Here is a 15,900-nt window from a genome sequence, read left to right as displayed (position 1 = left end):
AACAGAGGAAAAGACAATGCAGGAAATTGATTTTTATCTGGTGGATGCCTTCAGCGACAGGGCGTTTGGCGGCAATGCAGCGGCGGTATGCCCGCTGGAGGAGTGGCTTTCGGATGAGACGCTGCTCAAAATGGCGCAACAGCATAACCAGTCTGAGACGGCGTTTTTCGTACGCACCGACACCGGGTTCGAGCTGCGCTGGTTTACCACGCTGCATGAAATCAACCTCTGCGGCCACGCGACGCTGGCAGCGTCCCACGTGATTTTCGAATACCTCGATTATCCGCATACCGAAATCACCTTCACCACGCGCTTCGTGGGTGAGTTGACGGTGAAACGCAGCGGCGACTGGCTGACGCTCAATTTCCCTGCGTGGTCGACCGAGGTGGTTGACAATCCCCCGCCGGGCCTGTTCAGCGCGCTGGGGATAGCCCAGGCTAAAGAGGTCCGCGTCGGACGGGATTACATGGTGGTACTGGAGAGCCAGCAACAGGTGGAGGCCTTAACCCCGGATATTGCAGCGATGGCGCCGCTCGGGAAAATGGTCTGCGTGACGGCACCAGGAGAGGAGTATGACTTCGTCAGCCGCTTCTTCTGCCCGGGCGAAGGGGTACCGGAAGATCCGGTCACCGGATCGACGCACAGCATGCTGATACCGTACTGGAGCGAGAAGCTGGGCAAAACGTCGATGAACGCCCGCCAGGTTTCATACCGTGGCGGGGATCTGCGCTGCGAACTGAAGGGCGACCGTGTGCTGATTGGCGGCCAGGCGACGCTCTATCTGAAAGGGCGTATCTTCCTGCGCTAGCTGAGCGAGGCGCCGCCGCATATCACCATCTCCTGGCCCGTGATGGCGGCGGCTTCATCGCTGAGCAAGAAATTCACCAGTCCCGCGACCTCTTCTGGCGTGATAAGACGGCCGATGGGCGGACAGGTAGGCGGTGAACTTTCTCGCCCCGGTGCGCTAAGCATCGGCGTTTGGGTGGCGCCCGGCGCGACCACGTTTGCGGTGATCCCACGCGGGGCCAGTTCCGCCGCCCAGCTTCTGACCATCCCTGTCATCGCCGCCTTGGTGGCAACATACTGTGAACGACCTGCCGCCCCGCGGGAGGTTCTGCTGCCAATCGCCACAAATCGTCCACCGGCGGTCATAGCGGGCGCGAAATGGTTAAACAGGGCTTCGCAGGCCTGGACGTGCAGTTGCCACAGTGACGCGCCAACCCTGCTTTCCAGTTGCCCCAGTGGGGCGGCGGCCATCATCCCGGCGGCGTGGATCACCGCCTGCGGTGTCGCGATGGCGTGCAGGGCGCTGTTCAGCGCCTCAGGGTCGGTGATATCCACGCGTAACCCCGTAAAGCCAGGGGTATCCGGCATCACGGCGCGGCGGCTGAGTCCGGTGACCTGCCAGCCTTCCGCCAGTAAACGCTTAACGATGGCCTCACCAATTCCGGAGCTTGCTCCGGTCACGACGGCGTGACGCATGTCAGACCTCCAGCATTGAACGAGGAACTTTAAACACCGCTTTGCGCACGGTCATCGGCGCGCCGCTGGCGCATAGCGCCTGGTGTGGTTCTCCGGGAGAAAAGACCGCAAAGTCACCCGCGCCAAGACGGATCCGGACACTGTGTGCCGATGAGCTGGCAATGAACAGGTCCGCTTTACGCTCTTCGTCATCCGGCTTGCCAACAGGGCGCGCGCCGGCATAGATGAGTTCTTCTCCCGCCAGCACAACCTGAATATCCGCCCACTGGTGATGGTACTCCGTATGCCGCTCCGCGCGCGGCTGCGTCTGCGCCGGACCAATCTGGCAAAACCAGGGGGCATTGTCCGGCTGCCAGCGGCCGTCATCGCGTTCGCTAAGCGCCTGCAGCGTGCAGTCCGGGCGGGACAGCAGGGCATACAACATTGGAGGTAACCCTGCCAGCGGCAGGGCGTCGAGATGTCCGATAATCATGCTGACTCCTTGACCCATTCGGGCGTCACCCGCACGTATTTTATGGCCTGACGAAAGTAGGTGTAGGCGATATGCAGGCTGCCATCCGGGCTCTGTTTAATGCTCGGATAGGAAAACTCACGGTTCAGTTTCTCCAGAGAGTTGTTAGTCATGCAGTAGCCATCTCCCTCGTCCAGATGCCGTTGCCACGGCCAGCTTTTGCCTCCGTCCGGCGAAATGGCGACGGTCATTGGCGCACGCGGGGCACCCCAGAAGGCGGTTCGACCGTGGGTTACAACCGGCTCTTTACGGCCATCGCCATCGTCAATTTCATCGTACAGCGAGGTGCGACGCTCCTGCGCCCCGGCGGCGCTCATGAGGTTAAACACCAGCACCAGCTCGCCACTGGCAAGCGTTGTCACCTGGATAGAGGAGTTGTTGTTAGGTAATACCGTGGGTTCCGGCACGGACCAGCTTTCGCCGTTGTCCGTTGACTGGCTGTAATAAATGTTATCCGCCCAGCGGCTGCGGAACAGGGCAACCAGGGTGCCATTGCGCAGCGGGGTGATATTCATATGGACGCAGCCCAGGCTGTCCGGCACCTCGACATCACGCCAGGTTTTGCCCCCGTCTTCGGAGATTTTCACCGCGCTGATGTCATCGTTACCGACCCATTTCTCACCCGGCCGGGTGCGGCAGTAAAACACCGGCAGCAGCCAGTTACCGTTCTCCAGCACGACAATCGGCTGACGAATAAAGGTGCCGGGTTTATCGAGCAGGGTCGCGATGCCCCCCCAGGTTTTACCCAGATCCCGGGACTGGCGATAGCGCACAATAGCGGTGTCCTGGTTGCCGGACATTTGCGCGGTCCACAGCAGCCACAGCACGTTATCGGGTGCCAGGAACAGAACCGGGTTCTGTTCGGAGCGCGTGGCATCATCCGACAGTTTTTCTGCCTCACTCCACTGCTGGCTTCCCGGTGACAGGCGCGAACCCCACACAGAGATATCCGCAATACCCTCCTGGGTACCGCCAAACCAGACGCACATCAGCGAACCATCCGGCAGCGGCAGCAGATTTGCCGCGTGGTTTTGTGGGCAGGCGGAAGGCAGCATGGCCGCCTCCACGCGCGTATCCTGTTGTGGGCGAATAATCCCGTCGCGGGTTACGGTTACAGACATATCAGACTCCATTGTTTTCAACGGGGGTTGGCGCTTTACCCTGTGCCTTTCCCGGAATGAGACGGTCGATGACCATGATGACCGCAGGGGTCAGCAGGGCGATGTACATATTGTTAATGCCAAACGGATCGCCCAGCAGATACCAGACAGAGGTCACGACGCAGGCGCCGATCAGCCCAGCATTGGCTCCGCGGGTACTGCGGAAGAACGGGGCGTAGAATGCGATGACCGCCACGACGGAAATCGACAGACGAATGGCGCGGGTAAAGAACGACAGCTTCAGCACTTCAGGCACCAGCAGAACAAAAATCAGCGGCAGGAAACCAATCAGCAGGGAGATCCAGCGGGTAGCTTTAAACTCCTGCTCGGGCGTCGGGTTGCGCATCGGCACGTAGAAATCTTTGACCACCAGGGAGGCAATGGCGAGCGCCACGGTACTGACGCTGACGAAGATGGACGCCACCAGAGAGGTGGTGACCAGACCGGCCAGCCACGGGTTCATATCCTGCAGGAAAATCGGCATCGCATACAGGCTGTCGATCTCCGGATGCAGGTATTTTGCCGCCACGCCAATCACCGCAATGGCCAGCGCGATCGGCAGGCAGAAGAAGAACGCGACCCAGGTGGAGCGTTTAGCCGATTTAACATCTTTAGTGGAGGAGATGGCCTGGATCACAAACTGGGTGCAGAAGATGGAGCCAATGGTGCCGATAAGCCACGCGAAAATGGTCGACGCGCCGATGTTGCCATCCCAGGTCCAGTAGAAGTCCGGCATGTTTTCGATCATCGGCGTGAAACCGCCGGTTTTGGATAACGCAAAACCCATGATGGCCAGAATGCCGAAGTATTTCAGCGCACTGTGCAGCACGGTAACCCACGCCACGCCTTTCATGCCGCCGAAGGCGAAATAGAAGGTGCTGACGATAGCCGTAATAAAGGCGGCAACGGGCAGATTGACTTTCAGTACGGTAGAAATGGCTGCTGCGCCGCTGACGTAATTCCCCACATTAACCAGCAGCAGGGCGTAGATCATGATGAGGGAGATAATGTTTTTGGTGCTGTTACCGTACTTTTCAGCAATCGCACCCGAGATGGTGATTTTCCCGGTGTTGTATATGCGTTTTACCAGCAACAGGCCAAAAAGCGGGAAACCAATTGCGGCCCCGATGACGGACCATGACGCAGCAAACCCGTCCTCGAACGCCGCCTGCGCGGTGCCGATGGTGGATTTAGCGCCGATATACTCAGACATCAGCAGGATCCCGACAATAAACGCCGGCATCGCGCGGGAGCCTTCCATAAAGTCCCCGGAGTTTTTACTGCGGATCCGGAAGGTCAGCCAGGTGGTGAACAGGATGTAGGCAATGACTATGCCCACAATGATCAGGGTATCTTCAGCGGTAAAATTATTCATCTTTGCCTCTCTTCAGGGCGAGTGAATCCTGGGCACCTCAGGTACCCGGTATTCTTATTGACGAAACCAACGCCGTTTAGCTAAGTGACGTTGTCACTATCTGGCGAATCTGTTGGCATTGCTGCTCGCTAAACGCCACGGCATAGCGACTCTCTCCGACATCCTCGCCCATGATTTGCAGGGCCTTTTTAACAGCGGCAGGGGAAAACGCCACGCTGTACAGCTCGGTGCGGAGCCGGGTGACGCGCTCCTGCGCCTGCCGGGAACCTTCAACATCACCCGCGTTAAAGCGTGACCAGATGGCGTTGATCGCCGCTGGCGCCACGTTTGCCAGCCCGGAAATACAGGCTGAACATCCCTCGACGAAGCCCTGATGGATCAGTGAATCTGGTCCGTTCAGCACGTCGAACCCGTCAATGTCGCTTACCGCGTTGAGGAAACCGCGCAGGCTTTCATAGCTCCCGGCACTGTCTTTAATACCTGAAATGTTGGGGTGTTCGGCCAGCGCCCGTACCGTGGCGGGCTCAAGGGTGTTGCCGGTCCGCGCCGGAATGTTGTACAGAAAGACCGGTACGGTTAGCGCGTCAGCGACGGCGGTGTAGTGTGCGATGAGCTCAGACTGTTTCAGCGGTACGAAGTAAGGGGTGATGACGGAAACCGCATCGACACCCAGCGCGGCGATCTGTTTTCCCAGCCGGATGGTGTCGCGGGTGGAGATTTCGCCAATATGCGCCACGACGGGCGCGCGTCCGGCGACGGTTTCCACGCAGGTCCGGGTGATCGCGATTTTTTCCGCTTCGTTCAGGACAAAGAACTCACCGTTGGTTCCGCCGCAAAAAATGCCGTTTCCGGCGTCCAGCTGCCGGGCGACCTGCCGCGTTAAGCCGGGAAGGTTGAGTTTGCCTTCCGCGTCAAAGGGGGTGACGATGGCCGTCAGCACGCCCTTGATGTTGTTACGCATTTCTTACTCCTTGACTATGCATGTTCAGGAAACAGTGTCCGGTAAATCGCCTGCACCTCGTCGTGATTCACCTGACAGGGGGCATTGTTCATTAACCGTTTAACGTTCAGGGCGGCATCGCTCAGGGAAGCGATGTCTTCGCGCGGCACGCCCAGGGACTCAAGGTTGTCCGGCAGGTTGAGCCGACGAACCAGCGCGGCAAAGTACTCCACCAGCGCGTGAGATTTTTCGTCATCGGACAGGCTGCTGTCCGCGCCTGGCACGAGATCCCACACCTGCGCAAATTTTGTCACGCAGTGGGGACGAACCACCCTCATGCAGGGCGCCAGAAGAATGGCGTTGGCCACGCCGTGCGGCAGGTGATATTTCCCGCCAAGCGGATAAGACAGGGCGTGAACCAGGTGTGTGCCGGCATGCGCAATCGCGACCCCGCCGTAATAAGAGGCCCACAGCATTTCCAGCTTTGCCAGCAGGTTGCCCGGCTCAGCGCAGGCCGTTTCGATGTTCTTCAGCAGCTTAGCGAGCCCGGTCAACGCCGCGTTATCGCTGACCGGGTTGGCGACCGTGGCGGTGAAGCACTCAATCAGATGGCACAGGGCATCGATTCCGGTGGAGGAGGCAATATGCGCGGGCATGCTGGTGGTCAGTTCCGGCAGCAGGGCGACGTAATCGGGCAGCAGGACCGGAGAGATAATACCGACCTTCGTGTTTTGCTCCGGTATCGCCAGGATAGCGTTCGGCGTGGCTTCTGACCCGGTTCCGGCGGTGGCGGGGATCAGAAGTGAGGAGATGCGTGCCACCGGTTTTACCCCTGCCAGCAGGCTGTCCAGCCCCGGTGACAGCGGGTGACAAAGCACGGAGAGCAGTTTCGCCACATCCAGTACGCTGCCGCCGCCGATCCCGACCACGACATCAAACGATCCGCTGTTTAACCCCGCGAGCAACTGGCTGACATCGTGGTGGGAGGGTTCAGGCGGCACCGTGTCAATCACCGTGACGCGGCGGTTGCCCTCTTCAAGAATTGAACGGATCTGTTTTGCCGCCTCCAGACGCGCAATGTTGCCGTCCGTAACCAGCAAGAGCTGCGCGTTATCGGTGAGTAATGGCCTGATGGCGGCGAGCGCATTTGCGCCGCTAATAATGGTGCTGTTGAGGGTAACCACGCTTTTCTCCTGTCTTTGTATCCATGATTAAATTCGCTCAATTAAGACGCTTCATGGTCATCGTGTGGCTAAATTTATAATTTATTCGCAAACTGATTAACTTGATCTTGCTCACATATAATCAATCATGATTGAATATAATCATTAACAGGAAAAACGAGCCCGGAGTGGGAATGAAAGAAAACAACCTGTTCAGAGACGTCGTTGTCGTTGCAGATGACTTTACCGGGGCAAACGATGCGGGTGTCAGCCTGGCGCTGAGCGGTAAGAAGGTCAGCGTGGCATTCCACACCCCCTTTACCCAGCCGGTGGATGCACTGGTTATTAATACCGATTCCCGTGCGCTGCGGGCAGCAGATGCGGCCGAAAAAGTGGCCGTACTGGGGGCGGATATTGCGGCTGCGCGCTGGCTCATCAAAAAGATTGATTCCACGCTGCGCGGCAATGTAGGGGCAGAAACAGGCGTCCTTAAGGCAGTAAGCGGCAAACGGCAGGTGATTGTGGCGCCAGCGTATCCCGCGGCAGGGCGGATCACACGCCACGGCAGGTGTCTGGTGAACGGCATTCCGGTGGATGAAACCGAATTCGCCAGCGATCCGAAAACGCCCGTCCCGTCTGCCACGATTGCTGACCTGTTTACCGACGTGAGTTGTCAATCCGTAACGGTAAACACGCTGGCAGCCGAACTGGCGCAGGGAACGGAGTGGCTCATCGTCGATGCCCAGTGTGACGAGGATCTGGATGCCATTATTGCCGCCGCGCTGACCTGCCCGCAGACACCGCTGCTGGTCGGGTCGGCCGGGTTATGTGATGCGCTGGCACGCCATCTCGCCCCCGTGAAGCGTCAGCAACTGCTGGCGGTGGTGGGATCAATGAGTGAGATCGCTCAGCGTCAGATTGCGCTGGCCGCTGCAGAGCCTGCGGTTTCGTCGGTATTTATTGATGTTAATGATGTGCTGAAGGGGGAGACGGCGAACGCACTCATGCGCATCACGCAGGCCCTGAAGGCGGGCCGTCACTGCATCGTTCATACCTGCCCGGACCATGAGGCGCGACATCAGGTTGAACGGCTTTGCGCGCAGTATCAAATGACCCGGACCGAACTGGGTGAAACGATCTGCGCCTTCCTGGGGAAGATTACCCGAGAGGCACTGACGGCATGTCCGCCGGATGCGTTGTATGTCTCAGGCGGCGATGTGGCAATGGCCGTCGCCAGCGCGCTTGATGCGCAAGGATTTGAAATTACAGGGCGCGTCGCAGGATGCGTCCCTTACGGCAAATTTCTGGGTTGTGCCTGGCACCAGCCGGTAATGACCAAAGCAGGGGGCTTCGGAAAAGAAGAGACGCTGCTTGAGGTGTTGCATTTTATCGAGGAGAGACTGAGTGACTAACATTATTGCTGTAACCATGGGTGACCCGGCGGGCATTGGCCCGGAGATCATTATCAAATCCCTCACCGGGAGCGAATTAACGGGAGCCCCGGTTGTCGTGGTGGGCTGTGCCCGCACGCTCAGGCGGGTGCTGGATGATGGGATCGTGGGGCAGGCTGACATCCATATCATCAGGCAGGTTAGCGAGGCCCGTTTCGCACCCAACGTGATTAACGTGCTGGACGAACCGCTGGCCGACCCTGATGCCCTGAAGCCCGGCGTGGTCCAGGCTCAGGCGGGGGATTTAGCCTATCGCTGCGTGAAGCGCGCGACGGAACTGGCGATGGCGGGGGACGTAAAAGCGGTTGCCACGGCGCCACTGAATAAAGAAGCGCTGCATCTTGCCGGACATCACTACCCCGGGCATACCGAGCTGCTGGCCCATCTGACGCACAGCAAAGACTACGCTATGGTGCTGTACACCGATCGGCTGAAGGTCATTCATATCACGACCCATATTGCGCTGCGTAAATTCCTTGATACGCTCAATCAGGATCGGGTAAAAACCGTCATCGGCATTGCGGATACCTTCCTGAAACGGGTGGGCTTTAGCGCACCTCGTATTGCGGTCGCGGGCGTGAACCCGCATGCGGGAGAAAATGGCCTGTTTGGCGATGAAGAGATCACGATTGTTGGCCCGGCCGTTGCAGCGATGAAGGCGCAGGGGGTCAACGTCACCGGACCGTGCCCGCCGGATACGGTATTTATGCAATGCCACGAAGGAATGTATGACATGGTCGTTGCGATGTATCACGATCAGGGGCATATTCCGCTAAAATTGCTCGGCTTTTACGACGGGGTGAATATCACCGCCGGATTGCCGTTTATCCGCACCTCTGCAGACCACGGAACCGCGTTCGATATTGCATGGACCGGTAAAGCCAGGTCGGAGAGCATGACGGTGTCTATTCAGTTGGCTATGCAAATTACACGGGAATAATATGAAGGGATATAACCGGTTAGAGCAGATAATGGATTACCTCAAAGGGCACAACCTGGTCACGGTGGATCAACTGGTGGCGATCACCGATGCCTCACCCGCGACGATCCGCCGCGACCTGATTAAGCTTGACCAGGAGGGCGTCATCAGCCGAACCCACGGCGGCGTTACTCTTAACCGGTTTATTCCTTCCCAGCCGACCACGTCCGAAAAAATGCAGCGCAGTCTGGCAGAAAAACATGCCATCGCCAGCGCGGCCGCGAGCTTTGTGAAAGCGGGGGATGCCATTGTGCTGGACGCCGGTACCACAATGATTGAACTCGCGCGTCAGCTCACGCATCTGCCGCTTCGCGTCATCACCAGCGATCTGCACATTGCGCTGTTTCTGTCTGAGTTTAAACAGATTGAAGTGACGATCATTGGCGGCCGTATCGATGATTCGAGCCAGTCTTGTATTGGTGAGCACGGGCGTCGGCTGTTGCAGAATGTCTGGCCTGATGTGGCGTTCGTCAGCTGTAATGGCTGGGATATTACCCGCGGTATCACGTCGCCTACGGAAGAGAAGGCCGCGCTGAAGCGGGATTTAATAGCCAATGCAAAACGCCGGGTGCTGCTGGCAGACAGCTCTAAGTACGGTGCCTGGTCGCTGTTTAATGTGGCGCACCTGAACACCCTGACGGATATCGTCACCGACAGCAGGCTGGATGAGGCGGCCCGGACCCAGCTGGAACAGCTTGAGACCCGCCTGACGCTGGCGTCATGACATAAGTTAAAACTATGAAGTCCGAACAGATGGCAGACGCTATGTTGAAGCCTGGCCTCACAAAAAAAGCAAGGAGCCTGCCATGTATTCCATTACCTCTGAATCTGCCCGTCATCCGGACATCCTCAAGCTGATCGCGGCGCTTGACCGTTATCAGGGCGAACTCTATCCCGCTGAAAGCAATCATCTGCTCGATCTGGCTGCGCTGCCTGAAGCCTCGCTTATCCTGATGATCATTCGCGACCCGCAGCTGCAGGCCGTGGGATGTGGCGCCGTGGTGCTTAATGGCGACGGTACCGGCGAGATGAAACGGGTCTATATCGATCCGACCCATCGCGGGCAACATCTGGGCGAGAAGCTGCTTGCTGCCCTTGAGGATGAAGTCCTGAGTCGTCACTGCCACACCGTGCGCCTGGAGACAGGGATCAAGCAACACGCCGCCATTCGCCTGTATGAACAGTGCGGATATGAACGCCGTCCGGCGTTTGCGCCGTATGTCGACGATCCGCTGAGCCTTTTTATGGAGAAGGCTCTGGTTGTCGACGTTCGTTTAGCAGCGCTATAAACGCTTCGAGCTGGCGGGTCATCGCCCCACGACGCCACACCAGCCAGGTGGTCAGCCAGCGCCAGTTCTCCGCCAGCGGCCACGCCTCTACCTGATGATGCCCCGGCATGCTCTCCAGCATGGAGCGGGGCATTAGCGCAATACCCGCCCCTGCAATCACGCAGGCGAGCATACCGTGATACGACTCCATCTCATGGATCCGCCCGGGCGTGGCGCGGTCTGCGTGAAACCAGCTTTCCAGATGACGTCGATACGAACAGTTTGCGCGAAACGCGTAGACGTCGCTGCCGCTTACCTGCGCGGCGCGCGTCACCTCCGCATGTCCGGCGGGGGTGACCAGCATCATCTCTTCCCGGTAAACCGGCATGCCTTCCAGCTCCGGGTGTGAAAGTGGCCCGTCGACAAACGCCGCGCTTAAGGTGCCTTCCAGAACGCCGTCAATCATCGTTCCGGACGGGCCGGTAGAGAGCGCGAACTGAATGCGCGGATAGCGCTGGTTAAACGCCGCCAGACTTTCCGGGATCCGCACGGCGGCAGTGCTTTCCAGGGCGCCAAGGGCAAATAACCCCTGCGGCTCATCACCGGCGACGACCATGCGCGCCTCGTCAACCAGCGCCAGGATCTGCTTGCTGTAGCGCAGAAAGTTGTGCCCGGCGGGAGATAAGCGCAAACGCTGGCTCTCCCGGATAAACAACTCAACGCCGAGATCGGCCTCAAGCTGGCGGATGCGGGTGGTGAGGTTAGACGGAACGCGATGCACCTTCTGCGCCGCCTGGGTAATGCTGCCGGTCAGGGCAACGGCGTTAAACATTTCAAGCTGAGTTAAATCCATAGCATTCTCGATTCGTGAATAAGGTGGTTAGTATTATTCATTTTTAAGAAATAGCAGAGTGGGCCACAATCAATCAACCGATATTACGTGGAGAACATCATGACTTATTCATCTGCTACGCATGCCCTCTCTGTTAACCCGGCGACAGGCGAGACGCTGGCCGCATATCCCTGGGCCACTTCCGAAGAGGTCGAACAGGCAATCACCCTGGCTGATGCCGGTTTTCGCCAGTGGCGAGGAGAAAGCGTCTCTCACCGGGCACAAAAGCTGCGCGACCTGGGGGCAGCACTGCGCCAGCGTGGGGAAGAGATGGCGCAAATGATCTCCCGGGAAATGGGCAAGCCGATTGTGCAGGCGCGGGCGGAAGTGGCCAAATCTGCGGGTCTGTGCGACTGGTATGCGGAACATGGCCCGGCGATGCTGCGTGCGGAGCCCACGCTGGTGGAAAACCAAAACGCGGTCATTGAATACCGTCCGCTGGGGCCGATTCTTGCGGTGATGCCGTGGAACTTCCCGCTCTGGCAGGTACTGCGCGGTGCGGTGCCGATCCTGCTGGCAGGTAACAGCTATCTGCTCAAACACGCACCGAACGTCCTGGGTTCTGCAGAGCTGATTGGGCAAATCTTTGCTGACGCCGGTATTGCGCAAGGCGTCTTTGGCTGGGTGAATGCCACCAATGATGGCGTGAGCCAGGCGATCAACGATCGTCGTATCGCAGCGGTAACCGTCACCGGTAGCGTGCGTGCAGGCGCGGCGATAGGGGCTCAGGCGGGAGCGGCGCTGAAAAAATGCGTTCTGGAGCTGGGCGGCTCCGATCCGTTTATCGTGCTGAATGATGCCGATCTGGATCTGGCCGTTCGCGCGGCCGTCACGGGACGTTATCAGAACACCGGGCAGGTTTGCGCGGCGGCAAAGCGCTTTATTATCGAAGAGGGTATTGCCGATGACTTTACCCGGCGTTTTGTTGCGGCGGTTACGGCGCTGAAGATGGGAGCACCGGATCGGGAAGAGAATGATATTGGCCCGATGGCGCGTTTCGATCTGCGTGACGAACTGCATCAGCAGGTGCAGGCCACGCTCGCGGAAGGGGCCACCCTGCTGCTGGGCGGCGAGAAAATCAGCGGGGAGGGCAACTATTACGCGCCAACCGTGCTGAGCCATGTCACCCCGACAATGACCGCCTTCCGTCAGGAGCTGTTTGGTCCGGTTGCGGCGATTACGGTGGCGAAGGATGCGGAACATGCCCTGCAGCTTGCCAACGACAGCGACTTTGGTCTCTCTGCCACGGTGTTTACCGCCGACGAGACGCTGGCCGGGAGATTCTCTCGCGAGCTGGAGTGCGGCGGGGTGTTTATCAATGGCTTTAGCGCCAGTGACGCACGCGTGGCCTTTGGCGGCGTGAAGAAAAGTGGTTTTGGCCGTGAGCTTTCCCACTTTGGTTTGCACGAGTTTTGTAACGTGCAGACGGTGTGGAAGAACAGAGTGTAACCGCCATCCTTACAGAGGCCCTGACGACGAGGGCCTCTGTCATTTCTCTGCAATGGTTCTGTCATTTTCGTTTCGTAGACTCGCACGCGTCTAACGTCTTGTTACTGAAGAAAATTATGAACCTAACGCAAATTTATCGTCGTATTGCGCAGCGCATTATCCCCCGCCAGTTTGGCCTGCTGACCGGTATCTTTTGTATTATCGGCCTCTTTTCCGCCCTGCAACTCTCCTCGTCGTTCCTGCTCAATGCCTCCCTTAAGGAAGCGCAACGCAACGAGCAGCAAAACCTGCTGGCGTACCAGCAGCAGAGCAAGCTGGATCTGGCTCGCGTTTCCCTGCTGGCCGCAAGCGATCTGCTTAACCGCTCCGGCGTCTGGTTTATGCAGGATAAAGAGACCGGCTCCGAGGGCAGCTGGCACAGCCTGATGGACGACGCGCAAAAGGCGCTGGCCGTTTCGCAGCAGGCCTGGAATGCCTGGCTGGCGCTTAATCCGCCAAAAGATGACGCCCTGGTGAACAGCTATAAGCTTTTTTACGGCGCGATAAAAGAGCAGGCGGAAGGGCTGGTGAAAACCAACACCATCGATGCGTTTTTTGCCGTGCCGGCGCAGGCGTTTCAGACCGACTTTAATGACAACTATGCCCGCTATCAGCAAGCAAGCGAGAAGCAGGCGCTCAAAGGGCGTCAGTCGTTGATAGCGCAGCTCTCCGGTCTGCAAACGCTGTTTCTGCTTGCGCCTGTTCTGTTGCTCGCTATTGCGGTTGCCGTCTGGTTCGGGATGTCCCGGTGGGTGATTACCCCGTTGCGGCGCTTGATTGCGCATATCAACCGGCTGGCCGCGGGCGATCTCTCCGGGACCCCTCCTGGCGTGACGCGTTTTAACCGTGAAATTGCCCAGCTCAGCGACAGTATTGCCACCATGCAGAACGGGCTACAGCAGCTGGTGACCCAGGTCAGCGATGCGACCACCGCCATGGTGGAAAACATTGGCGCACTGGCGCAGGGCAATCAAAAGCTGTATCACCAGTCGGCACGTCAGGCCAAAGAGCTGGAAGACGTGACGGCGCATATCGCGACTCTGGAAACCCACGTAGAAGGCAACACGGGCTATGCGAAGCTTGCCAGCTCGCGGGCGGATGAGGCGCGCCAGGCCGCGGCGGGAGGGGATCAGATGATGTCGACCGTCAATGCGTCGATGCAGGCGATCGTCGACCGATCCTCAGAGATGCGGGGGATCGTGGCGATGATCGACAGCGTCGCCTTTCAGACCAACATTCTGGCGCTGAATGCAGCAATTGAAGCGGCTCACGCGGGAAACCAGGGGCGCGGGTTCGCCGTTGTCGCTCGTGAAGTGGGGCTGCTGGCGAGGAAGAGCAGCCATTCGACGCAGACCATCCAGGAGCTTATCAACCGTTCCCTTCAGGGGATCGAAGACGGGTCACGGGCCGTTAACCGTCTGGAAGATAACCTGCAGCAGGTGACGGGGCTGGTGGGAACATTAAGCAGTTTGCTGAATGAGATCTCCGCGGCCACGCTGAGTCAGGGGGAGAGTATTCATCAGATGACGCGCCAGCTTCAGGCGCTGAATCAGGTGTCGCGGCAGACCGACAGCCTTGTCTCTGACGCGTCCGATGCCTCTGAGCGCCTGCACAAACAGTCGGATCTTTTATTGCAGGCGGTTTCGCGTTTTCGTCTCAGTGCCTGACGCAACACATAAGCGTCTGTTATACTCGCAGCCCGTTTTAGCCTGAGGGCAAGGAGCAAAGAGAGTGGCTGCGGTCATCCATAATGAGATGCTGGACGAGATTCTGGCGCAGGTTCGTCCGTTACTTGGAAAAGGAAAGGTTGCCGACTATATTCCGGCCCTTGCCTCGGTCAGCGGGAATAAGCTGGGAATTGCAATTTGTACGATAGACGGTCAGCGTTACCTGGCCGGTGACGCCACGGAACGTTTTTCCATCCAGTCTATTTCGAAAGTGCTGAGTCTGGTTGCGGCCATGCGACAGTACGAGGAAGAGGAGATCTGGCAACGGGTGGGTAAAGATCCCTCCGGGCAGCCGTTTAACTCTCTGCTTCAGCTTGAGATTGAACAGGGTAAACCGCGTAACCCCTTTATCAACGCCGGGGCGCTGGTGGTCTGCGATATGCTGCAAAGCCGTCTTAGCGCGCCACGCCAGCGCATGCTTGAAATTGTTCGCCAGCTCTCAGGCGTTGACGATATTGCTTATGATTCAGTGGTCGCCCGTTCAGAGTTCGAGCACTCTGCGCGTAACGCCGCCATTGCCTGGTTGATGAAATCGTTCGGCAATTTCCATAATGATGTGGCGACCGTACTGCAAAACTATTTCCACTACTGCGCGCTGAAAATGAGCTGCGTGGAGCTGGCGCAGACCTTCCTGTTCCTTGCCCACCAGGGGCACGCACCGCATCTCGATCAGGAGGTGGTTTCACCTATGCAGGCGCGTCAGGTCAATGCCCTGATGGCGACAAGCGGGATGTATCAGAACGCGGGCGAATTTGCCTGGCGCGTCGGTCTTCCGGCCAAGTCGGGCGTCGGGGGTGGGGTGGTTGCCATTGTACCGCATGAGATGGCTATTGCTGTCTGGAGCCCGGAGCTGGATGAAACGGGTAATTCACTGGCCGGTGTGGCGGTTCTGGAGAAACTGACCCAACGCCTGGGACGTTCCGTTTACTGATGTCTGACCTGGATCCTCTTTTTTCTCGTCTGGCGCGATCGACCTTTCGGTCGCGCTTTCGCTTAGGCACAAAAGAACGACAGTACTGCTGGGACAAAGGTGCCGATACCATTGACCAGCATGCTGCCGACTTTATTGCGAAGCGTCTTGCCCCCGCGCACCCCGTCAACGACGGTAAACAGACCCCCATGCGCGGCCATCCGGTGTTTATTGCCCAGCACGCGACCGCCACCTGCTGTCGCGGCTGTCTGGCGAAATGGCACAACATTCCGCAAGGTGTTCAGCTCACCGCGCAGCAACAGCACTATATCGTCGGCGTGATCCACCACTGGCTGGTGTTGCAGATGAACGCCTGATGTTGATGGGTGCTGATCCTGTTGTAATTGTGTTATAGATGCACGCTATGAGATCCCCCGCGTGGTGACGGGTCAGTTAGTTGCCATAAGTTATTATATGGAATGATATTTAATGCGTTCAGACCCCGCTGCCTTCACGCTTTTTCGCCCTGAATCGCCGCTGCGTAATGCGGCGGG

16 protein-coding genes are annotated in these 15,900 nt (G+C 58.3%); 9 read left to right on the top strand and 7 right to left on the bottom strand.

Annotated elements, in window-relative coordinates; genetic code table 11:
- Positions 1-16 precede the first annotated feature (16 nt).
- Entirely contained in the window at positions 17-808 is a 792-nt protein-coding gene (locus AK59_RS0121355; protein WP_020688618.1) for a PhzF family phenazine biosynthesis protein, read from the top strand.
- Here the strand turns inward: AK59_RS0121355 and AK59_RS0121350 are convergent.
- The 6 genes from AK59_RS0121350 to AK59_RS0121325 all read right to left on the bottom strand — a co-directional run bounded on the left by AK59_RS0121350 (position 805) and on the right by AK59_RS0121325 (position 6,652).
- Entirely contained in the window at positions 805-1,482 is a 678-nt protein-coding gene (locus tag AK59_RS0121350; protein WP_029883784.1) for an SDR family NAD(P)-dependent oxidoreductase, read from the bottom strand. The genes AK59_RS0121355 and AK59_RS0121350 overlap by 4 nt on opposite strands.
- A gap of 1 nt (position 1,483) precedes the next feature.
- Complete coding sequence (locus tag AK59_RS0121345; protein ID WP_029883783.1) at positions 1,484-1,954, bottom strand: YhcH/YjgK/YiaL family protein; 471 nt, start codon at positions 1,952-1,954, stop codon at positions 1,484-1,486.
- Positions 1,951-3,114: a sialidase family protein gene (locus AK59_RS0121340; protein ID WP_029883782.1), complete on the bottom strand. Its 1,164-nt coding sequence runs from the start codon at positions 3,112-3,114 to the stop codon at positions 1,951-1,953. The genes AK59_RS0121345 and AK59_RS0121340 overlap by 4 nt, the downstream gene beginning before the upstream one ends.
- A gap of 1 nt (position 3,115) precedes the next feature.
- A complete protein-coding gene (locus AK59_RS0121335) occupies positions 3,116-4,528 on the bottom strand; it encodes a sodium:solute symporter family protein (protein WP_013096620.1) in 1,413 nt (470 codons plus the stop codon).
- A gap of 76 nt (positions 4,529-4,604) precedes the next feature.
- Positions 4,605-5,489, bottom strand: a complete 885-nt coding sequence (locus AK59_RS0121330; protein WP_029883781.1) for a dihydrodipicolinate synthase family protein — start codon at positions 5,487-5,489, stop codon at positions 4,605-4,607.
- 14 nt (positions 5,490-5,503) lie between these two features.
- On the bottom strand, positions 5,504-6,652 hold the full coding sequence (locus AK59_RS0121325) for an iron-containing alcohol dehydrogenase (RefSeq protein ID WP_029883780.1): 1,149 nt from the start codon (positions 6,650-6,652) through the stop codon (positions 5,504-5,506).
- A gap of 173 nt (positions 6,653-6,825) precedes the next feature.
- Between AK59_RS0121325 and dtnK the strand changes: the two genes are divergently transcribed.
- The 4 genes from dtnK (at position 6,826) to AK59_RS0121305 (ending at position 10,350) form a co-directional block, all read left to right on the top strand.
- Entirely contained in the window at positions 6,826-8,043 is a 1,218-nt protein-coding gene (dtnK, locus tag AK59_RS0121320; protein ID WP_029883779.1) for a D-threonate kinase, read from the top strand.
- Entirely contained in the window at positions 8,036-9,022 is a 987-nt protein-coding gene (locus AK59_RS0121315) for a D-threonate 4-phosphate dehydrogenase (protein ID WP_029883778.1), read from the top strand. Before dtnK ends, AK59_RS0121315 begins: the two co-directional genes overlap by 8 nt.
- Before the next feature lies 1 nt (position 9,023).
- A complete protein-coding gene (locus AK59_RS0121310) occupies positions 9,024-9,785 on the top strand; it encodes a DeoR/GlpR family DNA-binding transcription regulator (protein WP_029883777.1) in 762 nt (253 codons plus the stop codon).
- An 82-nt stretch (positions 9,786-9,867) separates the two neighbouring features.
- Positions 9,868-10,350: a GNAT family N-acetyltransferase gene (locus tag AK59_RS0121305; protein WP_029883776.1), complete on the top strand. Its 483-nt coding sequence runs from the start codon at positions 9,868-9,870 to the stop codon at positions 10,348-10,350.
- Here the strand turns inward: AK59_RS0121305 and ptrR are convergent.
- The gene (gene ptrR / locus AK59_RS0121300) at positions 10,304-11,182 is read right to left on the bottom strand and encodes a putrescine utilization regulator PtrR (RefSeq protein ID WP_013096613.1); all 879 of its coding nucleotides are present in this window, start codon (positions 11,180-11,182) and stop codon (positions 10,304-10,306) included. The two genes, AK59_RS0121305 and ptrR, sit on opposite strands and share 47 nt — an antisense overlap.
- 99 nt (positions 11,183-11,281) lie before the next feature.
- On the opposite strand from ptrR, the gene sad reads away from it, so the two are divergent.
- The 4 genes from sad (at position 11,282) to AK59_RS0121280 (ending at position 15,723) form a co-directional block, all read left to right on the top strand.
- Positions 11,282-12,670 carry a succinate-semialdehyde dehydrogenase gene (gene sad / locus AK59_RS0121295; RefSeq protein WP_029883775.1) on the top strand — a complete coding sequence of 463 codons (1,389 nt, stop codon included), beginning with the start codon at positions 11,282-11,284 and terminating at the stop codon, positions 12,668-12,670.
- A gap of 116 nt (positions 12,671-12,786) precedes the next feature.
- Positions 12,787-14,376, top strand: a complete 1,590-nt coding sequence (locus tag AK59_RS0121290; protein ID WP_029883774.1) for a methyl-accepting chemotaxis protein — start codon at positions 12,787-12,789, stop codon at positions 14,374-14,376.
- 64 nt (positions 14,377-14,440) lie between these two features.
- Positions 14,441-15,367, top strand: coding sequence for a glutaminase B (glsB, locus tag AK59_RS0121285; protein WP_029883773.1), 927 nt, complete (start codon positions 14,441-14,443; stop codon positions 15,365-15,367).
- Complete coding sequence (locus AK59_RS0121280) at positions 15,367-15,723, top strand: DUF4186 domain-containing protein (protein WP_013096609.1); 357 nt, start codon at positions 15,367-15,369, stop codon at positions 15,721-15,723. The genes glsB and AK59_RS0121280 overlap by 1 nt, the downstream gene beginning before the upstream one ends.
- Positions 15,724-15,900: the final 177 nt, after the last annotated feature.

Source organism: Enterobacter sp. T1-1, assembly GCF_000710795.1.
Classification (GTDB): Bacteria; Pseudomonadota; Gammaproteobacteria; order Enterobacterales; family Enterobacteriaceae; genus Enterobacter; species Enterobacter cloacae.
This window is presented reverse-complemented; position numbering and strand designations above follow the sequence as displayed.

What these genes read in the sequence shown, in the direction of transcription:
- AK59_RS0121355 (WP_020688618.1), top strand. Translation starts at nt 17, where the DNA reads ATGCAGGAAATTGATTTTTATCTGGTGGATGCCTTCAGCGACAGGGCG.
- AK59_RS0121350 (WP_029883784.1), bottom strand. Translation starts at nt 1,482, where the DNA reads ATGCGTCACGCCGTCGTGACCGGAGCAAGCTCCGGAATTGGTGAGGCC.
- AK59_RS0121345 (WP_029883783.1), bottom strand. Translation starts at nt 1,954, where the DNA reads ATGATTATCGGACATCTCGACGCCCTGCCGCTGGCAGGGTTACCTCCA.
- AK59_RS0121340 (WP_029883782.1), bottom strand. Translation starts at nt 3,114, where the DNA reads ATGTCTGTAACCGTAACCCGCGACGGGATTATTCGCCCACAACAGGAT.
- AK59_RS0121335 (WP_013096620.1), bottom strand. Translation starts at nt 4,528, where the DNA reads ATGAATAATTTTACCGCTGAAGATACCCTGATCATTGTGGGCATAGTC.
- AK59_RS0121330 (WP_029883781.1), bottom strand. Translation starts at nt 5,489, where the DNA reads ATGCGTAACAACATCAAGGGCGTGCTGACGGCCATCGTCACCCCCTTT.
- dtnK (WP_029883779.1), top strand. Translation starts at nt 6,826, where the DNA reads ATGAAAGAAAACAACCTGTTCAGAGACGTCGTTGTCGTTGCAGATGAC.
- AK59_RS0121310 (WP_029883777.1), top strand. Translation starts at nt 9,024, where the DNA reads ATGAAGGGATATAACCGGTTAGAGCAGATAATGGATTACCTCAAAGGG.
- AK59_RS0121305 (WP_029883776.1), top strand. Translation starts at nt 9,868, where the DNA reads ATGTATTCCATTACCTCTGAATCTGCCCGTCATCCGGACATCCTCAAG.
- ptrR (WP_013096613.1), bottom strand. Translation starts at nt 11,182, where the DNA reads ATGGATTTAACTCAGCTTGAAATGTTTAACGCCGTTGCCCTGACCGGC.
- sad (WP_029883775.1), top strand. Translation starts at nt 11,282, where the DNA reads ATGACTTATTCATCTGCTACGCATGCCCTCTCTGTTAACCCGGCGACA.
- AK59_RS0121290 (WP_029883774.1), top strand. Translation starts at nt 12,787, where the DNA reads ATGAACCTAACGCAAATTTATCGTCGTATTGCGCAGCGCATTATCCCC.
- AK59_RS0121280 (WP_013096609.1), top strand. Translation starts at nt 15,367, where the DNA reads ATGTCTGACCTGGATCCTCTTTTTTCTCGTCTGGCGCGATCGACCTTT.